This is a genomic window from Nocardia sp. NBC_00511 (assembly GCF_045161165.1).
Classification (GTDB): Bacteria; Actinomycetota; Actinomycetes; order Mycobacteriales; family Mycobacteriaceae; genus Nocardia.
This window is the reverse complement of sequence record NZ_CP107849.1, coordinates 3,997,623-4,019,266: the sequence shown is the minus strand read 5'-3', so window position 1 is coordinate 4,019,266 and position 21,644 is coordinate 3,997,623. Positions and strand designations below refer to the sequence as shown.

Annotated in this window: 16 protein-coding genes; 9 read left to right on the top strand and 7 right to left on the bottom strand. The window is 67.1% G+C overall.

The window, feature by feature from the left end:
- Nucleotides 1–247 precede the first annotated feature (247 nt).
- A complete protein-coding gene (locus OG300_RS18910) occupies nt 248–1,771 on the top strand; it encodes a phospholipase C (RefSeq protein WP_405497745.1) in 1,524 nt (507 codons plus the stop codon).
- A 100-nt stretch (nt 1,772–1,871) separates the two neighbouring features.
- Here the strand turns inward: OG300_RS18910 and OG300_RS18905 are convergent, their stop codons facing one another.
- Nucleotides 1,872–2,093 (bottom strand): hypothetical protein, encoded by a 222-nt coding sequence (locus OG300_RS18905; protein ID WP_405497743.1) that lies wholly within the window; start codon nt 2,091–2,093, stop codon nt 1,872–1,874.
- 271 nt (nt 2,094–2,364) lie between these two features.
- Here OG300_RS18905 and coaE point away from each other — a divergent pair, with 271 nt between their 5' ends.
- Entirely contained in the window at nt 2,365–3,552 is a 1,188-nt protein-coding gene (gene coaE, locus OG300_RS18900; RefSeq protein WP_405497741.1) for a dephospho-CoA kinase, read from the top strand.
- Between the two features lie 9 nt (nt 3,553–3,561).
- On the opposite strand, the gene OG300_RS18895 is transcribed toward coaE, so the two are convergent.
- A complete protein-coding gene (locus OG300_RS18895) occupies nt 3,562–4,086 on the bottom strand; it encodes a DUF402 domain-containing protein (protein WP_405497739.1) in 525 nt (174 codons plus the stop codon).
- A gap of 187 nt (nt 4,087–4,273) precedes the next feature.
- Between OG300_RS18895 and OG300_RS18890 the strand changes: the two genes are divergently transcribed.
- Entirely contained in the window at nt 4,274–4,687 is a 414-nt protein-coding gene (locus OG300_RS18890) for a hypothetical protein (protein WP_405497737.1), read from the top strand.
- Nucleotides 4,688–4,770: 83 nt separating this feature from the next.
- Here the strand turns inward: OG300_RS18890 and OG300_RS18885 are convergent, their stop codons facing one another.
- Nucleotides 4,771–5,355 (bottom strand): hypothetical protein, encoded by a 585-nt coding sequence (locus tag OG300_RS18885; RefSeq protein ID WP_405497735.1) that lies wholly within the window; start codon nt 5,353–5,355, stop codon nt 4,771–4,773.
- 371 nt (nt 5,356–5,726) lie between these two features.
- Here OG300_RS18885 and uvrB point away from each other — a divergent pair, with 371 nt between their 5' ends.
- Nucleotides 5,727–7,892 (top strand): excinuclease ABC subunit UvrB, encoded by a 2,166-nt coding sequence (gene uvrB / locus OG300_RS18880; protein WP_405497733.1) that lies wholly within the window; start codon nt 5,727–5,729, stop codon nt 7,890–7,892.
- Nucleotides 7,893–7,896: 4 nt separating this feature from the next.
- Here uvrB and OG300_RS18875 read toward each other — a convergent pair whose 3' ends face one another.
- Nucleotides 7,897–8,367: a VOC family protein gene (locus tag OG300_RS18875; protein ID WP_405497731.1), complete on the bottom strand. Its 471-nt coding sequence runs from the start codon at nt 8,365–8,367 to the stop codon at nt 7,897–7,899.
- Between the two features lie 56 nt (nt 8,368–8,423).
- Here OG300_RS18875 and OG300_RS18870 point away from each other — a divergent pair, with 56 nt between their 5' ends.
- A complete protein-coding gene (locus OG300_RS18870) occupies nt 8,424–9,287 on the top strand; it encodes a DUF6597 domain-containing transcriptional factor (protein ID WP_405497729.1) in 864 nt (287 codons plus the stop codon).
- A 538-nt stretch (nt 9,288–9,825) separates the two neighbouring features.
- Complete coding sequence (locus OG300_RS18865; protein WP_405497727.1) at nt 9,826–10,278, top strand: universal stress protein; 453 nt, start codon at nt 9,826–9,828, stop codon at nt 10,276–10,278.
- An 84-nt stretch (nt 10,279–10,362) separates the two neighbouring features.
- Here the strand turns inward: OG300_RS18865 and OG300_RS18860 are convergent, their stop codons facing one another.
- Nucleotides 10,363–12,645 carry a HelD family protein gene (locus tag OG300_RS18860; RefSeq protein ID WP_405498591.1) on the bottom strand — a complete coding sequence of 761 codons (2,283 nt, stop codon included), beginning with the start codon at nt 12,643–12,645 and terminating at the stop codon, nt 10,363–10,365.
- A gap of 188 nt (nt 12,646–12,833) precedes the next feature.
- Nucleotides 12,834–14,171 (bottom strand): diguanylate cyclase domain-containing protein, encoded by a 1,338-nt coding sequence (locus tag OG300_RS18855; protein ID WP_405497725.1) that lies wholly within the window; start codon nt 14,169–14,171, stop codon nt 12,834–12,836.
- Between the two features lie 221 nt (nt 14,172–14,392).
- Between OG300_RS18855 and OG300_RS18850 the strand changes: the two genes are divergently transcribed.
- A complete protein-coding gene (locus tag OG300_RS18850) occupies nt 14,393–15,538 on the top strand; it encodes a beta-ketoacyl synthase N-terminal-like domain-containing protein (protein WP_405497723.1) in 1,146 nt (381 codons plus the stop codon).
- Between the two features lie 62 nt (nt 15,539–15,600).
- Here the strand turns inward: OG300_RS18850 and OG300_RS18845 are convergent, their stop codons facing one another.
- Nucleotides 15,601–17,334 (bottom strand): GAF domain-containing sensor histidine kinase, encoded by a 1,734-nt coding sequence (locus tag OG300_RS18845; RefSeq protein ID WP_405497721.1) that lies wholly within the window; start codon nt 17,332–17,334, stop codon nt 15,601–15,603.
- Between the two features lie 223 nt (nt 17,335–17,557).
- On the opposite strand from OG300_RS18845, the gene OG300_RS18840 reads away from it, so the two are divergent.
- On the top strand, nt 17,558–18,415 hold the full coding sequence (locus tag OG300_RS18840) for a sigma 54 modulation/S30EA ribosomal C-terminal domain-containing protein (protein WP_405497719.1): 858 nt from the start codon (nt 17,558–17,560) through the stop codon (nt 18,413–18,415).
- Nucleotides 18,416–18,595: 180 nt separating this feature from the next.
- On the top strand, nt 18,596–21,601 hold the full coding sequence (gene uvrA / locus OG300_RS18835; protein ID WP_405497717.1) for an excinuclease ABC subunit UvrA: 3,006 nt from the start codon (nt 18,596–18,598) through the stop codon (nt 21,599–21,601).
- The last annotated feature ends 43 nt before the right edge of the window (nt 21,602–21,644 follow it).

Sequence of the window (21,644 nt, the reverse complement as noted above, 5' to 3'; positions counted from 1 at the left end):
CCCTCCCCGGGGCTCGTCCCTGCCCTACAGGGCGAATAACTGAAAGTCACTATCAGGTATTGCCGACCAGCCTAGAGATACCCCGGTCGAAGGTGCAAGTCACTGTCAGAAATCCGGTGCCGGACGCACTACGGTTACGAGTGGTTTGCTGGTCCGTCATCATCCTGGGGTTTGATGCGAACTGGACGTGCGTCCTGAATAATTCGGGCGCGTTGACTTCACTCCGAGCGGAAGGCGTTATCGAAGCATGGGTGTGTTCGCCGGTATCAACAGGCGGGATTTTCTGGCAAAGGCCATGGCCGCGGGCGGCGCGGCGTCACTCGCCTCGCTGGCCGGGCCGATCATCGAGCGCGCGTACGCTGCCGATCCGGCGGGTATGGGTGGGCTCGGCGATATCGAGCACATCGTGCTGCTCATGCAGGAGAACCGGTCCTTCGACCACTATTTCGGAACCATGTCGGGGGTGCGCGGATTCGACGATCCGTCACCGGCGTGGAACCAGTACGGCTATGCGCCCGGAGTCGGGCCGACCGCGGACGGCTTCCTCAATCCGTTCCGATTGGACACCACCCGCGGCGCGAGCCTCGACGGTGAGTGCATCAACGATCCGGACCACAGCTGGGCCGCGATGCACAAGTCGTGGAACAACGGCGCCAACGACGGTTGGATGCCGATGTCGATCGCCTCGGTCGGCGCCGGAAACGGCCCTGCCGCAATGGGTTACTACACTCAGGCCGACATTCCGGTGCACTGGGATCTGGCCAACGCGTTCACGATCGCCGATCACTACCACTGTTCGGTGCTCGGACCCACCGACCCCAACCGGCTGTACTGGATGTCGGCGAGCATCGACCCGGACGGCCTCAATGGCGGCCCGCTGCTCGAGACGCCGACGCTGATCCCGCAGAACGCGTACAGCTGGCGCACCATGCCGGAGAACCTCTCCGATGCCGGTGTCAGCTGGAAGATCTACAACAACCGCGATATCGGACCGCTGTCCTCGGTGCTCCTCGACGGCATGCTGGGCTGCTTCAAGCAGGCCGCCGACCCGAATTCCGAACTGGCACGGCGCGGTAAGGCCCCGGCCTACCCGCAGGACTTCGCCGCCGATGTGGCCGCCAACGCGCTGCCCGCGGTGTCGTGGGTGATCCCGCCGCTGCTCAACTGCGAGCATCCGGCGTTGCCGCCCGCCCTCGGCGCGGTCGGCATCATGCAGGTCCTCGACATCCTCACCTCGAATCCGGCGGTGTGGGAGAAGACCGCGCTGATCGTCAGCTACGACGAGAACGGCGGCTTCTTCGATCACGTCACCCCGCCGACCGCGCCCGCGGGCACGCCCGGTGAATACATCACGGTGCCGGTCGACAAGAAGTACGAGGGCATCACCGGCCCGATCGGTCTGGGCTACCGGGTGCCGTGCTTCATCGTTTCCCCGTACAGCCGTGGCGGTCTGGTGGCGTCGGAGACCTTCGACCACACCTCGCAGCTGCGGTTGATCGAGAAGCGGTTCGGCGTCGACGTGCCGAATCTGACCTCGTGGCGGCGCGGCGTGACCGGCGATATGACCTCGGCGTTCGACTTCGGGTCCAGCCCGGACGCGTCGAAACCCGCGTTCGCCCCGGCGGATCGGAAGGTCGCCGAGGCGCTCGCGCAGTGTGGCCCGAACGTCGCCCTGGGCACCGCGACCGTCGGCACCCCGTACCCGGTGCCGCCGAATTCCATGCCGCGCCAGGATCCGGGCAGCCGTCGCCGCCCCAGCGGCCTCGTCTGAGCCGTCGGGGTTCGGTTATGCCGCAATAGGTTTCGACACGCACGCAAGAGAGTGGCTCGGTCCGGATGTCGGACCGAGCCACTATCGTCCAGGGGACGAATCAGGCAGCGGTGGCGGGAACCCAGCGGCGCAGCAGGGGAGCGGGTTTGCTCGACCGTTTTCGTTGCGCGCCGAGACTGTGCCGGGCGGGATTGAGCAGGGCGGCGAGCCAGGGTCGCCGATATTCGGCGAGAACAGCTGCGATGGCGGGGATCTCGCGGCAATGCACGGTGCCCGCCAGGCCCAGACGGTGGCGACCCGTCTGGATGTTTTTGGTGCCCACTGATATTCCTTCTCTTGCGTGTTACCGGCCTACGATCGCCTGCGGCGTACCGTAGCCGAACAAAAGTGTCATGCGCCGAATTTTGCGCGACTTTCACCCCGGCGTGTCGGAATGTTGCCGACAAACGGTCGGTATTGCCCGAAAAAGTTGCGAAATGATCTCGCCGATGTCACGGAATGGGCAAGCACTGCAATTGCATGTGAAACCACGCCGCCCAGTGGGTAATCCACCCCTCTGGAGCTGTCGCCCGCGCGGGTGCGAGACTGGTCGAATGTTGCGAATCGGTCTCACCGGAGGCATGGGAGCGGGCAAATCCACGGTGGCGCGGCTGCTGGCCGAACGCGGCGCGGTCCTGGTGGACAGCGATGTGATCGCACGCGAGGTGGTCGCCCCCGGCACCGAGGGGCTCGCCGCCCTGGTCGCGGCCTTCGGGGACGATATCCTCGCCGCCGACGGCAGCCTGGACCGACCGGCCTTGGCCGCCAAGGCCTTCGCCACCGACGAGGCCCGCGCCACCCTCAACGGCATCACCCACCCGCTCGTCGGCAAGCGCACCACCGAACTCATCGCCGCCGCGCCCGCGGACGGCATTGTGGTGCAGGACATTCCACTGCTGGTCGAGAACGGGCTGGGCCCGTTCATGAACCTGGTGGTCGTGGTCATGGCCGATATCGACACCCGGGTGCATCGACTGGAAGCCTTCCGCGGCATCAGCCCCGAGGACGCGCTGGTCCGCATCCAGGCCCAGGCCACCGACGAGCAGCGTCGTGCCGCCGGAGATGTGCTGCTGGACAACAACGGTGACTCCGCCGATCTCGAACCGCAGGTGCACGCGCTCTGGGAGCAGCGCCTCGTGCCGTTCGAGGAGAACCTGCGCACCGGGCAGCGCGCCCCGCGCGGCGCCGTCGATCTCGTCGACCCCGACCCCACCTGGGCGGCACAGGCGCAACGCCTCATCACCCGGCTGCACGTGGCCTGCGGGGACAAGGCGCGGCGCATCGACCACATCGGCTCCACCGCGGTGGCGGACCTGCCCGCCAAGGACGTCCTGGACATCCAGATCACCGTCGCCGACCTCGCGGTCGCGGACGCACTGCGAGACGCGCTGGCGGCCATCGGTTTTCCGCGCCTGGATCTCATCACCACCGATGACGCCAAGCCGGGCACCGATCCCGCGCTGTGGGAAAAGCGCATCCACGTCAACGCCGATCCCGGCCGTCCGGTCAATATCCATGTGCGCGTGGACGGTTGGCCGGGTCAGCGCTTCGCGCTGGCTTTCGTCGAATGGCTGCGCGGCGATGCCGCGGCCCGCGCCGAGTACCTCGAGATCAAGCGCAAGGCGGCGGCGAACGCGGTGGGGTTGAGCGGCCCGGAGGCCATCGACGCCTATCTCGCGGTCAAGACGCCGTGGTTCGAGCAGGTGTATCCGCGGGTGCTCGCGGCGACCGGGCAGGCCTAGCCGCGGCTGCTACTGCCAGGTCAGCACGATGCCCTGGGTCTTGAGCCAGGCCTCGAAACTGTGCCCGTGCGCGGCGATTCCGTCGATGGTGCCGGTCGCGGATTCGATGGCCTGCTGAGCCTGGGTGAGGGTCAGGTACCCGGCGGCGTGGGCGGCGAGCAGCTCGTCCACGTCGAGTAGCTCGACCTCACGGCCGGTGCGGACCACCAGATCCAGGTAGTGGTCGACCGATCGCCACTGCTTGGCGTCGACCTGTTCGAACTCGCCGATGTCGATGTAGTAGTTCTGATCGCGCCGGTACTCGGGTGTGAAATGGAACACGGTGGCGCGCAGCGAAACCGTTGGCAGCAACCAGGATTGGATGTAGTCGAACTCCGGGTGGTCGGAGGTGCGGGCCATGTAGAGGCCCCACGGCTCGACCTGGTAGCGCTCCACCTGTCGCACGAAACCCTTGGGGTCGACATTGGTGAGCTCGTCGATGTTGAAGTACTCCACCTTGGGTCGGTGCAGGTCCACCGCGGAGGCCTGGGTCATGTCATTCATCGTCGCGTGTCCGGCGGCGGTCGTCCAGGGGAGCGGGTGTTGCGTCGCCGACAGGTTGCCGGACACCGGGACAGAATGTCCGAATTTTCCGAAAACCCAATCTGAAGCACGTGTATTTCGCTAATGTGCCGCTGACCACCGCACCTGGGTGGCCAGCACTACCAAGGGAAGAATGCGCATGAATGCACAGCAAGCCCGGCGGGCGGGTCTGGGAGTCACGACGCTCGGCGCGGTCGCCGGAGCCATCGTCCTGGCCGCACCGCAGGCCGGCGCCTGGCCGAGCGATATCGCCGTGTCCGGCACCTCGCACAATGTGGGATGCAGCTACACCGTGACCGCCACCATCGCGGTCGACCGTCTCACCTCGGTCAAGTTCACCGACAACGGCACCGAGCTGACCGGTAGCCCGGTCTCGCCGAGCCTGCTCAGCGGCACGGTGACCATCTCGTGGACCCCGACCACCGCGGGCAACCACACGCTGGTGGCGACCCAGGACTTCCTGACCAAGTCGGTCGACGTCCAGGTCTCCCCGGCCAGCAGCTTCGGCAGCTTCGGATGCGGCCTCAACGGCCTGCTGCCGAGCCTGTCCTAGTCGCAGGGCGGACACTCCCGAAACCACCCGGTCCGACGCGAGTCGGACCGGGTGGTTCGCGTTTACCGCCGGGACCGCGCGGCTCACAGCCAGGTGAGCGAAACGCCCCGGCTCAGCAGCCAGCGATCGACGTCGTGATCGCAGCCCGCGATCCCGTCCACCACCGCCGCGGCGCGCTCGATGGCGCGATGGGTGTGCTCGGTGTGGAAGTGCCCGGCCGCGTGCGCGGTCAGCAGCTCGTCGATGCCGTGCAGCTCGGGCACCTGACCCGGGCGGGCCGTGACGTGCAGGTAGTGGCTCTCGGCGCGCCATTTCTTGGTCGCGCACGGGCCGTACTCGCCGATGTCGAGGTGGTAGGTCTGGCCGCGGTCGTGCCCGGGGCGCAGGTGATAGACGGTGGCGCGCAACGACAGTTCCGGCAGCAGCCAGGACTCGATGTAGTGGTAGCGCGGATTGTCCACTGTCCGTTCGACATACAGACCCCACGGTTCCGCGTGTAACCGCTCCACGGGGTGTAGGAACCCGCGATAATCGGTCCAGGACAGATCCGCGATATTGAAGTACTCGAGTCTGGGGCGATGGGCCGGCACCGCGGGGGTGTTGGTGATCGTCCGATGCGGATGTGCGCCATTGGCGGAATTCCGCTGTGGCATATGCAGACCGGTCATCGCCCTGCCTCTTCTCGAATAGTGCGACCAGCTGACTCAGGGTACACCTGGGGGCCGGGATTCAAACGTATGAGAAGGGACTGAGATCTACGCGACATCGCGTAGCGGCGAGTCGCCGAAATCCGTTGTGCCGACGGACAATTCGGACATTGGAAGTTCTTTACGAATTGTAGGGCGGACTGCGGGAATTCATCCCGTGGGCATACCTGGGAGTGCCCTGGGTGTGGGCCGTGGCTACCGATCGGTTCACCGAATTCGCTTCCGATCGGAATCGTGCGGGCGGGACGCGAACGCGGCGGTCGCCGGGGGCGGTCGGCGCCGCTCGGATCGGTCGCGCGGAAGTTGTCGGTGGGTGGTCCTAGGCTGGGGACATGGCTTTCGCAACGGAGATCCCGGACGACGTGCCGCTGGCGCACTCGGAGCACCGCCCGGTGGGCGAGATCGAGCGCCTCGACGGGCAGTTCCAGGTGATCAGCGAGCACAAGCCCGCCGGTGATCAGCCCGCCGCCATCGAAGAGCTCGAACGCCGCATCCGGGCGGGGGAGAAGGATGTGGTGCTGCTGGGCGCCACCGGTACCGGCAAGTCGGCCACCACGGCCTGGCTGATCGAGCGGTTGCAGCGGCCCACCCTGGTGATGGCCCCGAACAAGCTGCTGGCCGCCCAGTTGGCCAACGAGCTGCGGGAGATGCTGCCCAACAACGCGGTCGAGTACTTCGTCTCGTACTACGACTACTACCAGCCCGAGGCGTACATCGCGCAGACCGACACCTATATCGAGAAGGACAGCTCCGTCAACGACGACGTGGAGCGCCTGCGGCATTCGGCCACCTCGAGCCTGCTCTCGCGGCGTGACGTGGTGGTGGTCGCCTCGGTGTCGTGCATCTACGGCCTGGGCACGCCGCAGTCGTATCTGGATCGTTCGGTGCAGCTGGAGGTCGGCCAGGAGATCGACCGGGACCGGTTGCTGCGCCTGCTGGTCGACGTTCAATACACCCGCAACGACATGTCTTTCACCCGCGGTTCGTTCCGGGTGCGCGGCGACACCGTCGAAATCATTCCCTCGTACGAGGAATTGGCGGTGCGCATCGAATTCTTCGGCGACGAGGTCGAGGCGCTCTATTATTTGCATCCGCTCACCGGTGATGTGGTGCGGCAGGTGGATCTGGTTCGTATTTTCCCGGCCACCCACTATGTGGCGGGCCCGGAACGGATGGAGCGCGCGGTCCGCGATATCGAGGTGGAACTCGAGACGCGCCTGGCCGATTTGGAGAAGCAGGGCAAATTGCTGGAGGCGCAACGACTTCGGATGCGCACCCAATACGACCTGGAGATGATCAAGCAGGTCGGTTTCTGCTCCGGCATCGAGAATTATTCGCGGCATATCGACGGGCGGCCCGCGGGGTCGGCCCCGGCCACGCTGCTGGATTACTTTCCCGAGGACTTCCTGCTCATCATCGACGAATCGCACAATACGGTGCCGCAGATCGGCGGCATGTACGAAGGCGATATGTCGCGTAAGCGGAATCTGGTGGAGTTCGGGTTCCGGCTGCCGTCCGCGGTCGACAACCGTCCGCTCACCTGGGAGGAGTTCGCCGACCGCATCGGTCAGGCGGTGTACCTCTCGGCCACGCCCGGCCCCTACGAATTGGGCCAGGCCGGAGGCGAATTCGTCGAGCAGGTCATCCGCCCGACGGGTCTGGTGGATCCGCACGTGGTGGTGAAGCCGACCAAGGGCCAGATCGACGATCTGGTGCACGAGATCCGGTTGCGCGCCGAACGCGACGAGCGGGTGCTGGTCACCACGCTGACCAAGAAGATGGCCGAGGATCTCACCGACTATCTGTTGGGTCTCGGTGTGCGCGTGCGCTATCTGCATTCGGAGATCGACACGCTGCGCCGAGTGGAACTGCTGCGGCAGTTGCGCCTGGGCGAGTACGACGTGCTGGTCGGCATCAACCTGCTGCGTGAGGGTCTCGACCTGCCGGAGGTCTCGCTGGTCGCGATTCTGGACGCGGACAAGGAGGGCTTCCTGCGGTCGAGCACCAGCCTCATCCAGACCATCGGCCGCGCGGCGCGCAATGTCTCCGGTGAGGTCCACATGTACGCGGACCGGATGACCGATTCGATGCGGCACGCCATCGACGAGACCGAACGCCGTCGCGCCAAGCAGGTCGCCTACAACGAGGAACGCGGCATCGACCCGAAGCCGTTGCGCAAGAAGATCGCCGACATTCTCGATCAGGTCTATCGCGAGGCCGAGGAGACCGAGGTCGAGGTGGGCGGTTCGGGCCGCAATGTCAGTCGTGGCCGTCGTGCGCAGGGCGAGCCCGGTCGCGCGGTGAGCGCGGGCGTCTACGAGGGCCGCGATGTGAAGAACATGCCGCGCGCCGAACTCGCCGACCTCATCAAGGACATGACGGCGCAGATGATGAACGCCGCCCGCGAGCTGCAGTTCGAGCTCGCGGGCCGGCTTCGCGACGAGATCGCCGACCTGAAGAAGGAACTACGCGGCATGGACGCCGCGGGTCTGAGCTGAGTGGTCAGCCTTGTTCCCGCATCCACTCGTCGACGCGGCGTTCGGCTTCCTCGCGGGAGACGTCCTCCACCCGGGTCATGACGATCCAGCGGTGCCCGAAGGGGTCCATGACCCGGCCGTAGCGGTCACCGGTGACGAAGGTGCCCGGCTCGGCCACGAAGCGCGCGCCGTGTTCGGTGGCCAGTGCCGAGACCGCGTCCACGTCGGGGCAGTAGTGCACGACGCTGCTGTGCACCCAGTCGTCGCCGGGCGCGCGCAGCCCCTCATCGGGGATGGGCATGCCGACCTGGATGGTGGAGTCGCCGATCAGCAGTTCGGCGTGGGCGGCCTGGCCGTCGGGAAGATCGTTGCGGCTCAGCACTTTCGCACCGAAAACGGCCGTGTAGAACTCGATGGCCCGGTTGGCGTCCGGGACGGCAAGGAAGCAGGTGATGGAGTGGTAGCCCTCGGGAATCGGTTGCACCGCGTTGCTCATGCCCCCTACCCTTCTCGCCCGGTCGCCGGTGTTCTTGTAAGAAAGCGACAGGTGGCATGACCGTCGGCGAGGACTCCTGGAACCGGTTCGGGCCGCGGCCGGTGCCGCCGCCGGAGACGGCGAAGGGCATTCTGCGCCCGCGTCAGCAGAACGCGGCCAACAACCATGCGCGGCTGCCCACCAGCGAGCGGGTGTCGCGATATGTGGAGTGGTACTGGGCCGTCCGCTGGGATCGTCGCGGCCTGCCGCCGTTCCAGGCCGAGGTGCTGTCGTATCCGTGCGTCAACATCACCTTCGAACGCACCCATGAGCGCACCGGCGGGTTCGTCACCGGCGTGTGGACCACCAAGTACACGCGCGAATTGGCCGGGGAGGGTGAGACGTTCGGGGTGAAGTTCCGGGCGGGCGGCTTCGGCGCGTTCACGGGTCTGGATGTGGGGGCGCTCTCCGACACCTCGGTCGGGCTCGCCGAGATCTTCCCGCAGGCCGGGGATCTGGCCGAAAGAGTGCTGGCCGCAAACGATCTCGCGGTCCGCCGGGAGTTGGTCGAGGACTTCCTGGTGGCCGCGCGCGGCGGTGACGCCGACGATGCCGCCTACCGTCAGGTGCTGACGATCATCGAGGCCATGGAGTTCGATCGTGCGCTGACCCGGGTCGACCAGGTCACCGAGCATTTCGAGATTCCGATTCGCACGCTGCAGCGGCTGTTTCGCCGCTATGTCGGGGTGACGCCGAAGTGGGTGCTGCGTCGGTATCGCCTGCAGGACGGCGCGCATCTGCTGGCCGAGGGGCGCACCGCGGATCTGGCCGCGCTCGCCCTGGAACTCGGCTATTTCGATCAGGCGCATTTCTCCAACGAGTTCACCAAGGAGATCGGAATGCCGCCGCTGGAATACGCCCGAGCCTCGCTGACCTCCTGAGGATCCCGGCGTGTCGGCGGGATCCGCCCACCCCATGCGGTTGGTCGCCGCCCACGGACAGTTTTCCGGTCTCTGATGCGAGTCGGACGCGTTAGTATTGCGCGTCATTGATCGGCCGGTAGGGAAGAGGATCGCATGGACATCCTCAGCGCGATTCTGGGCTGGTTGTGGGCCGAATATCGCGACCTGTGAGGTAGGCGAAGTCACCGTTTCACAGGCCATCCGTTGTGAGTTCTCACAGCGGGTGGCCTGCGGCGACTTTGAAACCTCATCGGCCTTGTGACGAATCTCCCAGGGCTGCAACGATGTTGGCGTATTGTGGGCCAGATCGCGGGGCCTGGAGAATTCCCTGGTAGCGCGGGCCGTGTGTGCGCGGACGCGGGAATGGCCGCCGCGGTGAGCGTGCGACGCGAGTGTGATGTGTTGCGATATCGAAAATTTCCGTCGGATATGCCGCTATTGTCAGGCGCAGTTGCCGCGGTGGTAACCAGGAATTGGGAGAACGCCGCGACCCCGACCCTTGTACTTGGAGGAGAGAATGACCGCCTACCGGACGATCGTCGTCGGAACCGATGGCTCGGACTCGTCGTACGTCGCCGTCGAGCGGGCCGCAGCTCTGGCCGGCGACGAGGGCGCCACGCTGTATATCGCCTGCGCCTACTTCCCGACCGACGACCGCGATGTCGCAGCAGCCGCGGACGTGCTGAAGGAGGAGGCATACCAGGTGCGCGGTTCCGCGCCCACCGGTGAGATCCTCCGCGTGGCCCGTGACAAGGCCGTCGCCGCCGGCGCCGCCAATGTGGTGGAGAAGGCCGTCGTCGGTGAGCCCGTCGAATCCCTGCTGAACCTGCTCAAGGAGGTGGACGCCGATCTGCTCGTGGTCGGCAACCGCGGGCTGAACACGCTCGCGGGCCGCCTGCTCGGCTCGGTCCCCTCGGACGTGGCGCGCAAGTCGCGCAGTGACGTCCTGATCGTGCACACCGTGCGCTGATCGCGTTCCCCTCACAGCACCGAAACTCGAAGCGGCCGAACCCAACCGGGTTCGGCCGCTTCGCTGTTCAGGCGACGGTGCCGCTCAGCGCAGTCGGCGCAGCACCTCGGGCAGGTCCTCGGTGTGCACGACGGTCAGCCGCTGAGTGGCGCGGGTCAGTGCCACGTACAGGTCGTTGAGCCCGCGCGGCGATTCGGCGAGGATGCGGTGCGGTTCGGTCAGCACCACCGCGTCGAATTCGAGCCCCTTCACCTCGTGCACCGTCAGCACCCGGACCGAATCCTCGTTCAGGTGCACCAGTTCGGGCGCCAGGTCGTGCGGCACGATGACCACGGTGGTGCCGGGTCGTTCGGCTTCGTCGGCGAGTGCCCGCTTGATCTCCTCGGCGAGTTCGGCCGCGGCCACCCGGTGCGCCACCGGTTGGAAACCGGAGTCGCGGACCGAGCGCGGGGATGCCGCGCCCGGGTCGATGACCGCCAGCACGTCGGCCGCGACGGCCATGATCTCCGAGGGCGTGCGGTAGTTGACGGTCAGCTCGGTGAGCTTCCAGCGTTTGGCCACATAGGGTTCCAGCACCTGCTGCCACGAGGACGCGCCCGCCGGGTCGCCGGTCTGGGCGACATCGCCGACCGCGGTGATCCAGCGATTCGGGATGCGGCGCATCACCATTCGCCACGCCATCTCCGAAAGCTCCTGCGCCTCATCCACGATGACGTGGCCGTAGGTCCAGGTGCGGTCGCCGGCGGCGCGTTCGGCGGTGGTCTGGCTGGTGCGCACCTGCTGGCGTTCGGCGAGCTGGGAGGCGTCGATGAGGTCGTAGGCCATCAGCAGTTCGGGATCCAGGTCGTCCTCGAGGTCCTGGGGTGCGGAACCGGTGAGGATGTCGAGCGCGTCCTGCGCCTCGGCGAGCTGGGCACGCCAGCGGCGCCGCGAGCGTTCGCGTTCCTCGCTGTCGTCGATGCCGAGCAGTTCGGCCAGTTCGTCGAGCAGCGGGGCGTCGGCGTCGCTGAATTCGCCGCTGTCGGAACGGTACAGCTCGGCTCGGTCGGCGGGGCTGAGATGTCCTGCGGCGGTGGACAATCGCCGGGAGTCGGCCCACAGTCCGCCCAGCACCTCCTGCGGGGACAGGATGGGCCACAGGGTAGCGATGGCGCGCTGGATCTCGGGGTCGGCGCGCATCTCGTCGCGGATCTCGGTGAGGTCGGTCTGGCTCAACAGGTTTCGCCCGCCCAGCGGGTTGGACCCGATGATCTGCGCGAGCTGATCGGTGAGCGCGTCGACCACCGCGGCGGCGAAGATGGGCCGGGCCAGGTTGTGGGCGCGGCGCGAGGAGCGGGCGCGGCCGCGGGCCTTGGTGACGATGCCGCGGTCGAGTTCGAGCTGATGCCCGTCGAATTGCAGCCGCACCGGCTGCCGGGGCACCTCCTGCCAGTCGCGGACCGCCTTCTTGAGCACCTCGAGCATGCCGAGGGAGCCCTTGAGCTCGCCCGCGCGCAACGAATCCTCCAGTGTCGCGCGCACTCCCGGGTACAGGTTGCCGACGGTGGACAGCAGCACGCCGGTCTCACCGAGCGACGGCAGCACCTGCCCGATGTAGTCGAGGAAGGTCGAATTGGGTCCGATGATCAGCACACCGGCCTTGTCGAGCTGCTGACGGTAGGTGTACAGCAGGTAGGCGGCACGGTGCAGCGCGACCGCGGTCTTGCCGGTGCCGGGGCCGCCCTGCACCACGAGCACGCTCTTGTGCTCGGAGCGGATGATCGCATCCTGTTCGCTCTGAATGGTTTCCACGATGTCGTTCATGTGCCCGGTGCGGGCGGCGTTGAGCGCGGCCAGCAGCGCGGATTCGCTGCCGACACCGCCCTCGTCGCTGATCACTCCGGCCGCGCGGGCCGCGTCGAGGTCGAGGTACTCGTCGTTGACGGCGGTGACGTTGCGATTGCGCGAGCGGATGTGGCGGCGCACCGTCACCCCGTCGGGGGCGGCGGTGGTGGCCAGGTAGAACGGCCGCGCCATGGGTGCGCGCCAGTCCAGCAGCAGCGTCTCGTAGTCGGCGGCCTCGTCGAGGATGCCGATGCGGCCGATGTAGCGGTGCTCGCCCTCGCCGTTCTCGCTGATGTCGATGCGCCCGAAGCACAGACCGTGTTCGGCGGCATCGTATTTGGCGAGGTCCTCGGAGTAGAGCTGGGTGAACGATTCCCGTTCGCTGCGCGCCTGCGGGGTGCCGCCGGTTTCGAGCAGCACGGTGCGCAGCCGCCGCTGGGCGTAGGCGCGCATGCCGTCGAGCTGCTCGTAGAGCCGGGTGACGTACTGCTGTTCGCGTTCGAGATCCGGGTTTTCCGCCGGGGTGGCGTCGGACGCGGGCACAACACGCTCCTCGGTGAGGTCGGGCAAAACAGAACTCCTTGTTCACCACGTCTGCCGTGCGGACACGGCGCGCGAACCATCGAGAACAGAGTTGTCGATTCTAGTTCGCGTTTGCCCGCTGCGCCGTATTGCCAGGTGGGAGCGGGGCGTCCGGCCAGGAGAAATCGGTGGCGCGGGTGAGCGAGGTCTCAGGAGGCGTGGGTGCTGTCGCTGCGTCGGCTCAGGCTTCCGTTCTGATGGCCGGGCGGTTTGGCCCGATACATGGCCAGGTCGGCGTCGTGCAGGACGGCTTCGGGGCTGCGGTGGTCGCCGCTGTGCAGTGGCGTGATGCCGATCGAGGCCTCGATCTGGATGCGGTGCCCGCGCGCGATGATGGGTTCGGCCATGGTCTGGCGCAGCCGGGTGATCAGCGTGTCGAGGTCGTCGCCGCGGGTGCGCCCGGACAGCAGCACCAGGAATTCGTCGCCGCCGATGCGCCCCACGATGTCGTCGGAGCGCAGTCCGCGCTGCAGCCGCTGGGCCACGATCTGCAGCACGGTGTCGCCGATGGCGTGCCCGAGCGTGTCGTTGATGGCCTTGAAGCCGTCGAGGTCGATGAACAGCACGTTGGACACCGGCTGCGTCTCGCTGGTGCCCAGTGCCCCGGCGAGGCGGGAGAGCACGAGCGCCCGATTGGCCAGTCCGGTGAGCGGATCGTGGGTGGCCTGGTACTCCAATTGCCTTCGGCTGGCCCGGTATTCGGTGATGTCGCTGAACGACGACACCGCCGGGGAGTCCGGATCGTCGGGGTTGAGCAGGCGGCTGTTGGCCGAGAGCCAGCGCCGCTGCCCGTCGGGCCGGTCGAGCCCGAACACGAAGCGGGACACGGTTTCCCCGGTGGCCAGGGTGCGGATCACCGGATACCAGGAGCTGGGCATGGGCTGGGCGTTGGTGTCGAGCAGGCACAGCGGGATGTCGTAGATGTGGGTGCCGATCAGGTCTTCGGCGTCGTAGCCGAAGATGCGGCGGGCGGCCGGATTCGCGGATTCGATGCGCCCGTCCTTGTCGATCACCACCACGCCCTCGTCGAGCTGGGAGACGACGGTGGTGAAGAACTGTTCGGCCCGGCGCTGCGCGGCTTCGGCGTGGCGCTGCGGGGTCAGGTCGTGCACCACCACCTGATACGCGTGCCGGTCGTGCCAGACGGTGAGCACCGAGACGGTTTCCACTTCGACCTTGTCGCCGTCGAGGGTGAGCAGGCGCATCTCGGCGGGGTCGGAGGCGGTGCCGGTGATGGTGAGCCGGCGGATGCGTTCGAGCATGGGGGACAGGGACGCGGAGTCGACGAACTTGGTGACCGGTTGCCCGATCACGTCGCCGGGGGTATCGGCCGCCAGCAGGCGCAGCATCGCCGGGTTGGCGTAGACGACGGTGCCGCGTTCGTGGACCACCACCCCGTCGGGGCTGTAGTCCACCAGGGACCGGTACCGCTGGGCCAGCTGTTCGGTATCGGCCGGGCCGTTTGCCCGATCGTCACCCACCACCACCTACACCCCCTGATCGTCGTTGCAACACGTCGCCGGAGCACGGCACCATTTGATTATCTGTAATGTTGCTGAAACACCCTGCGAACGGTATTGAATGAATCACAGTTCCGCTCAGCATCGGGCTGCGATCGGTGATCATTACGGGCTACGGCACGAGAAGGAGCGATGCAATGCCTGGCACCATCCCCGAACCGGCTACCGCAGGTAAGCACCAAGATCATATGACTATTGCTGGAATCGGTGCCGTCACCGGGTACGGCTGGGGTCGCGAAACCCTCTGGGAGGGTTTGCTGAGCGGTAAGCCCGCAGCCCGGCTCTTTCCAGGGTACGGCCCGGAGCGCGATCGGCAGGGTTGGGTTGCCCGCGTGCCGGACGGCGGCGATCCGGACCTTCCGCCCAGTCGGTACGTGCGGGCCGTCATGGGGTCGGCGCACGAGGCGATGGCGGATGCGGCGCAGCGCGGCTGGCGGCGGGGGCGGACGGTCGGTCTGCTGCACGCGATCGTGCTCGGCAATGTCTACGAGTGGCGCGACTTCTACACCGTCGACGGCGGGCAGCGGCGTTCGCGCGACTACCTGAGACTGCTGCCCTCGACCCCGGTCGCCATGCTGACCAGTGAGTTCGATATCCACGGCCCGGCGATGAACGTGACCGCGGCCTGCTCCTCGGCCAATGTGGCGCTGCTGACCGCGCAGATGTGGATGGCGCAGGGGCTGGTCGACGACGTACTGGTGGTGGCGACCGACATGTCCGGAACGCCGGAGATGGTGCAGCCCTTCGTATCTCTGGGCGCGGCCGTCGACGACACCGACCCGCTCGATGCCTGCCGCCCCTTCCAGGAGGGCAGCCGCGGCTTCGGTTTCGGTGAGGCCTCGGTGTCGTTCCTGCTGACCCGCGAGGCCGACAACCCGTACGCGGCGGTGCTCGGCGGCGCGCTGACCAACGACGGCCACCACGTGATCTCGGTGGAGCCGTCCTACGAGCAGATCTTCGAATGTGTCCGGCGCGCACTGAAGTACGCCGACGTGCGGCCCGAGGAGGTCGCGGTGCTCAACACCCACGGGTCCGGCACCAAACAGTGCGACGACGCCGAAACCGCACTGCTGGCAGAGATTTTCGGCGATCGCCCGCAGGTGGTGGCGCTCAAGCCGCTGGCCGGGCACTGCCAGGCCGCCTCGGCGGGTGTCGAAGTCGCCGCCGCCGCACTGGGATACGACCGCGATCTGCTGGTGTCCTCGCCGATCGTCGCCCCCGCGCACGCCCAGCTGGTCGACGGTGTCGGCCCCGGCGTCAGCGGCCTCACGGTCAAGACCGCGCTCGGTATGGGCGGCCACAATTCGGCGCTGGTGCTCGGCCCGGTCCGCTGAGGCCGGTTCGCAGAGCTCAATCCGGTCGGTTCGCAGAGCTCAATGCGCCTGGTTCGCAGAGCTCAATGCAACGGCACCGACCAGAGCAGTTTCGTGCCGCTACCGCCGTCCCCGTTGGAATCTCGGCGTGGATACACCGCGAGGCTGCCGCCGGATTGTTCGGCGCGGCTGGCCAGATTGGTCAGCCCGCTGGGGGTGATGCCCTCCGGAATTCCGCAGCCGTTGTCCGCGACCACGATGGTGAGATCGTCGGCGACGCCGATGTCGATGGTGATGGTGTCGGCCCCCGAATGCCGGACCGCGTTCGAGACCGCCTCGCGCACCACGGCTTCCGCGTGATCGGCCAGCGCCGGTTCGACCACCGAGAGCGGGCCGGTGATGTGCATGAGCGCCCGGATCTCGGTGGCGGTGGTCTGCTGCTTGACCGCGCGTTCGATGCGCTGGCGCAGCCGGGTGCTGTGCCCGTCGCCGCCGTGGAGATCGAAGATGGAGGTGCGGATCTCCTCCACCACGTCCTGCAGATCGTTGATGGAGTCCGAAAGCCGGTGCTGCACTTCGGGAACCTGGGCGCGCGGCACCGTGCCCTGCAGGGCCAGCCCGATGGCGAACAGCCGCTGGATCACGTGGTCGTGCAGGTCGCGGGCGATGCGGTCGCGGTCGGTGAGGATGTCGAGTTCGCGCATCCGCCGCTGTGCCACCGCTAATTGCATGGCCAGCGCGGCCTGATCGGTGAAGGCGGCGATCAGCTCCACCAATTCCTCGGAGTAGGGCGCGGATTCGGCCGAGCGCACGGTGACCAGCGCGCCGAGGGTGGAGTCGGGGGTGTGCAGTGGCAGCACCAGCGCGGGGCCGACACCGGCGACGGTGGCGCCGAGGTCGATGTGGCGGGCGTCGTCGAAGCGCAGCGGGGTGCGGGTGGTGAGGGCCTCGCCGACGGCGGTGCCGACGGTGCGCACCACGCCTCCGGCGGGCGGTTCGGCGTCGCCGGACCATTGCGCCACCACGAGTTCGGTGATGTCCTCGGGCGTGGCCTCCGGGTCGCCGACCACCGCGACCAGGGCCAGTTGGGAATTGGTCAGTTCGCGCGCGTGCGCGACCACGTGGGCGAGCACCTTGCTGGGTTCGGTGTCGGCGAGGAATTCGGTGGCGATGTCGCGGGTGGCCTCGATCCAGGCCTGCCGGGTGCGCGCGGATTCGTAGAGCCGCGCGTTGTCGACGGCGATGCCGGCCGCGGCGGCGAGGGCCTGCAGCAGCACCTCGTCGTCCTCGGTGAAGGGGTGGCCGCCGGATTTCTCGGTGAGATACAGGTTTCCGAACACTTCGCCGCGAATGCGCACCGGCATGCCGAGGAAGGTGTGCATGGGCGGGTGGTGCGCGGGGAAGCCCACGGAGACGGGATGCCGCGCCAGATCGTCGAGGCGCAGCGGTTCGGGCTTGTCCAACAGCAGGCCCAGCACGCCGTGGCCTTCGGGCAGGTCGCCGATCAGCATGCGGGTGGGTTCGTCGACGCCGTGAAAGATGAACTGGGTCAACTGATGTTCGTGACCGAGCACGGCAAAAGCCCCATAGCGGGCATCGACGAGGCCGGTGGCGGTGCGCACGATGGTCTGCAATGTCTGATCCAGATCGAGCCCGACGGTCACCGCGAGCATGGCCTCGACCAAGCCGTCGATGCGGTCGCGGGCGTCGATGATCTGCTCGACCCGGTCCTTGACCTCGGAGAGCAACTCGCGTAATCGCAACTGGGACAGCGTCTCACGCACCGAATAGGGGCCGGTACGGGGAACCTCGTGCATGTGGTACCTGCTGTTCAGCGAATACGACGCGACACGGGGGAGTCTACGGCGCGGGCGGTTGCCGCACGGTTGACATGACGAACTCGACTGCGGCCGAATCCCTTTAATCGGAGAGTTTTCCCGGAAAGTGGTCGGTTTCGGGACTTTCGGCACTGTGCGCGCTTCGACCGTTGTGTTGGCATGGACGAAGGTTGCCGGGTCGGAACAGAGAATGGGGTCGGATATGGGCGCGTTCGATGTGTGGTCGAGTGGAATCGATCCGGATTTCGTGGTGGCCACACACGGACCGGTGCCCGCGGCGGAGGTGACCCGGGTGGTGCGCGGGTTGGGCAGAATTCTGCGCCGTCACGGGGTCGACGGGCCGGTGCGGGTGCGCCTGCACTGGCCCGATTCCGAGTCCGGGACCGAGCGGATCACCCTGGCCCAGGCGACAATTCGGACGCTGGGGAAGGCGTACCGGGTGCAGGTCGCCGGGCCGGGGCGGTTCGCGGCGACCTTCGCCCTCGAACGTCTGGACCGGCGGCTCGGCTGCGGGCCGGAGGAACTGTCACGGCCGTGGCCGGATCCGGCCCGGCCCAACCTATCCGCGGTGACCGAGCTGCGGCCGATCGTGCGGCGCAAGGATTTTCGACTCCAGGTGGTCTCACCGGCGGCGGCCGCGCAGGTACTCGACGCGATGGACTACGACGCCCACCTGTTCGTCGACGCGGGCACGGGCGCGGACACCGTGGTGTGCTGGAGCGGTCCGCTCGGGGTGCGGGTGCTGACCCGCGGTCGCGACAATGTGCCGCTGCTGCTCGAGGACGAGGCGGTGGCCCGGCTGTGCCTGGGCGGTCTGCCGTATCTGTTCTTCACCGATCCCGACACTCGGCGCGGGCGACTGCTGTACCGGCGCTACGACGGCGACCTGGCACTGGTGTGCGCGGCGGGCGCGGAGGTCACCACGATCGCCGACGAACGTGGGCGCGATCGCGATCGTGGACTACAGTCGCGGGCGATCGCGGCGTGTGTGCGCCGCTCGTTGCCCGCAGCCATCGGGGCCGAGTCGTCCTTCGCGCTCGGCGCCGAGAAATCATTCTGAGTACCGCGGTGTTGCAAGGGGAGTTCGCAGGCCTCGCCTGCCGGGCGTTCCCGACCCGCCGGTCTTCCGAATAACTGGTGTGACCAGCGTTTCCCTGAGCGTGACAAAACTTGTCGGTGGTCGCGCTTAGCATGGCGTCGGGGGTAACTCTGGATGCCGAAACGTTTGGAAGGACGGCTTGTGTCAGATCGCCTGACGGTGCGCGGAGCGCGGGAGCACAACCTCAAAGGGGTCGATCTCGACCTACCTCGCGACAGCCTCATCGTTTTCACGGGTCTGTCCGGGTCCGGGAAGTCTTCGCTCGCCTTCGACACTATTTTCGCTGAGGGTCAGCGGCGGTACGTGGAATCGCTGTCCGCGTACGCGCGGCAGTTCCTCGGGCAGATGGACAAACCGGATGTGGACTTCATCGAGGGTCTGTCCCCGGCGGTGTCCATCGACCAGAAGTCGACCAACCGCAATCCGCGGTCCACGGTCGGCACCATCACCGAGGTGTACGACTATCTGCGTCTGCTGTTCGCGCGCGCGGGCACCCCGCACTGCCCGGTCTGCGGTGAGCTGATCGCCAAGCAGTCCCCGCAGCAGATCGTCGATCAGGTGCTGGCGATGGACGAGGGCACCAAGTTCCAGGTGCTCGCGCCGGTGGTGCGTACTCGCAAGGGCGAGTTCGTGGACCTGTTCGAGTCGCTGCACTCGCAGGGCTATTCCCGTGTGCGGGTAGACGGCGTGGTGCATCCGCTGACCGACCCGCCCAAGCTCAAGAAGCAGGAGAAGCACGACGTCGAGGTGGTCGTCGACCGTCTCACCGTGAAGCCGAGTTCCAAACAGCGCCTGACGGATTCGATCGAGACGGCGCTGCGGCTGGCCGACGGCATCGTGGTGCTGGACTTCGTGGACCGCGACGAGCACGCGCACGACCGCGAGCGCCGCTTCTCCGAGCGCCTGGCCTGCCCGAACGGGCATCCCCTCGATATCGAGGATCTCGAGCCGCGCTCGTTCTCGTTCAACTCGCCCTACGGCGCCTGCCCGGATTGCACGGGTCTCGGCATCCGTAAGGAGGTGGACCCGGATCTGGTTGTGCCGGACTCGGATCTGAGCCTCAACGACGGCGCGATCGCCCCGTGGTCGCGCGGGCAGACCGCCGAATACTTCACCCGGCTGCTGTCGGGTCTGGCCGAGGCCATCGGTTTCTCCATGGACACGCCGTGGGCGCAGCTGCCGTTGAAGGCACGGAAGGCGGTGTTGGAGGGCAGTTCCGAGCAGGTGCACGTCTCCTACACCAACCGCTACGGCCGCAAGCGTTCGTACTACGCCGATTTCGAGGGCGTGATGCCGTTCCTGCAGCGCCGCATGGACGCCACCGAGTCCGAGTCGATGAAGGAACACTACGACGGGTACATGCGCGACATCCCGTGCCCGGTCTGCAACGGCGCCCGGCTGCGCCCGGAGATCCTGGCGGTCACGCTGTCGGCGGGCGCGGAGCGCAAATCGATTGCGGACCTGGCGGATCTGTCCATCGGTGACGCGGCCACGTTCCTCAACACCCTGACCCTCGACGAGCGGCAGGCCGCGATCGCGGCGCAGGTGATCAAGGAGATCTCGGCGCGGCTGGGCTTCCTGCTCGACGTCGGCTTGCAGTATCTGTCGCTCTCACGCGCGGCGGCCACGCTCTCCGGTGGTGAGGCGCAGCGCATCCGGCTGGCCACCCAGATCGGGTCGGGCCTGGTCGGCGTGCTGTACGTGCTGGACGAGCCGTCCATCGGCCTGCATCAGCGCGACAATCGCCGTCTCATCGAAACCCTCACGCGGCTCAAGAGTCTCGGCAATACGCTGATCGTGGTCGAGCACGACGAGGACACCATTCACGCTTCGGATTGGGTGGTCGATATCGGCCCGCTGGCCGGTGAGCACGGTGGCCGGGTGGTGTACTCGGGTCCCTACGAGGGGCTGCTCAAGGACAAGGAATCGCTCACGGGCGCATACCTTTCCGGTCGTGAGCGCATCGAGGTGCCGCTGGTGCGGCGGCCGATCGACAAGAAGAAGCAGCTCACCGTGGTCGGCGCGATCGAGCACAACCTGCGCGATATCGAGGTGAATTTCCCGCTGGGCGTGCTGACCGCGATCACCGGCGTCTCGGGTTCCGGTAAGTCGACGCTGGTCAACGACATTCTGGCAACGGTGTTGCAGAACAAGTTGAATGGCGCGCGTCAGGTGCCGGGCCGTCATACCCGCGTGAACGGTCTCGATCATCTGGACAAGCTGGTCCAGGTCGATCAGTCGCCGATCGGCCGCACCCCGCGCTCGAACCCGGCCACCTACACCGGCGTGTTCGACAAGATTCGCACCCTGTTCGCGTCCACCACCGAGGCGAAGGTGCGCGGCTATCAGCCGGGCCGCTTCTCGTTCAACGTGAAGGGCGGTCGCTGCGAAGCCTGTTCCGGCGACGGCACTTTGAAGATCGAGATGAACTTCCTGCCGGACGTCTACGTCCCGTGCGAGGTGTGCCACGGTGCGCGCTACAACCGCGAAACCCTCGAGGTGCACTACAAGGGCAAGACCATCGCCGAGGTGCTCGATATGCCGATCGAGGAGGCCGCCGAGTTCTTCGAACCGGTCACCTCGATCCACCGCTACCTCAAGACCCTGGTGGAGGTCGGCCTCGGCTACGTCCGCCTCGGCCAGTCCGCCCCGACCCTGTCGGGCGGTGAGGCGCAGCGCGTCAAGCTGGCCGCCGAACTCCAGAAGCGTTCCACCGGCCGCACCATCTACATCCTCGACGAGCCCACCACCGGCCTGCATTTCGAGGACATCCGCAAATTGCTGAAGGTGATCAACGGCCTGGTCGACAAGGGCAACTCGGTCATCGTCATCGAGCACAACCTGGATGTCATCAAGACCTCCGACTGGGTCATCGACATGGGCCCCGAAGGCGGCTCAGGCGGTGGCATGGTGATCGCCGAGGGCACCCCGGAAGACATCGCGGCCGTAACCGACAGCTACACCGGCCAATTCCTCAAGGACGTCCTCGCCGACTCACCCATCGCCCTCGCGGAACCCAAGGTCGCCAAGAAGGCCGCGGCCAAGAAGGCAACCGCCAAGAAAACGGTCGCCCCGAAGACCCCCGACCAGGCAGCAGCCGCCAAGAAGGCCGCCGCCGCCCGCCGCAAGGCAGCCGCCCTGCGCTGATCCCGACGAAAACGGCGACCCACCGCGATGCGCGGTGGGTCGC